Origin of the sequence: Fretibacterium fastidiosum, from assembly GCF_000210715.1 — a bacterium.
GTDB classification, from domain to species: Bacteria; Synergistota; Synergistia; order Synergistales; family Aminobacteriaceae; genus Fretibacterium; species Fretibacterium fastidiosum.
Genome location: NC_021038.1, coordinates 1,378,462 through 1,379,205, shown reverse-complemented (window position 1 = coordinate 1,379,205; position 744 = coordinate 1,378,462). Strand labels below are relative to the sequence as shown.

At 64.7% G+C, this 744-nt stretch carries 1 protein-coding gene; it reads right to left on the bottom strand.

Features of this window, described 5'->3' with window-relative positions; translation table 11 throughout:
* A partial coding sequence (locus tag SY1_RS06320; protein WP_279369725.1) for a PSP1 domain-containing protein occupies positions 1-662 on the bottom strand: 662 nt, incomplete at its 3' end.
* Between the last annotated feature and the right edge of the window lie 82 nt (positions 663-744).

Here is a 744-nt window from a genome sequence, read left to right as displayed (position 1 = left end):
CAGCACATCAGCCGACCGCAGATGCCGGATATCTTGGTGGGGTTCAGCGCCAGCTTCTGCTCCTTCACCATGCGGATGCAGATGGGGGTGAAGTCGTGCAGCCAGTAGCTGCAACAGCAGGGACGCCCGCAGGGCCCGATCCCCTTGACGACGCGGGCCTCGTCCCGTACCCCGATCTGCCGCATCTCGATGCGGGTGTGGAAGTCCCGCGCCAGGTCTCGGACGTAGGCGCGGAAGTCCACGCGCTGCTCGGACGTGAAGTAGAAGAAGAGCTTCCGGCGGTCCAGCATGTACTCGACGTCCACCAGCTTCATCCGCAGCCCGTCCTGCTCCAGCAGGATCTCCCGCGCGCGGACCAGCGCGCGCTCCTCGTCGCTGCGGCAGCGGCGGTAGTTCTCCATGTCCTCCGGTCCGGCGTTCGCGACGAATTCCACCTCCTGCAGCATGGGCTCCGGACCACGCGCCTGCTCGCCGTTCTCCCCAAGGCAGGACGCGCGGTACTTCGCCTCCTGCTCCTGGGAGAGGTGACCGCCGAGGCGGCCCATCTCAAGCCCCCGGACCGTCCTCAGCAGCACCCACCCGGACTCCGTCAGGGCCTCGTCCGCTATCTCCGCCAGGCCAAGGTAGCGGAGCTTACCGAAAGTTGCCAAATAAATGCTCAAAAGGAAGTTCCTCCCTGAGTGCTAAGATCAAAAGATCGCAGAGCATGGGGACGGAGAGGTTCTTCGTCTCCGCAATCGTCCT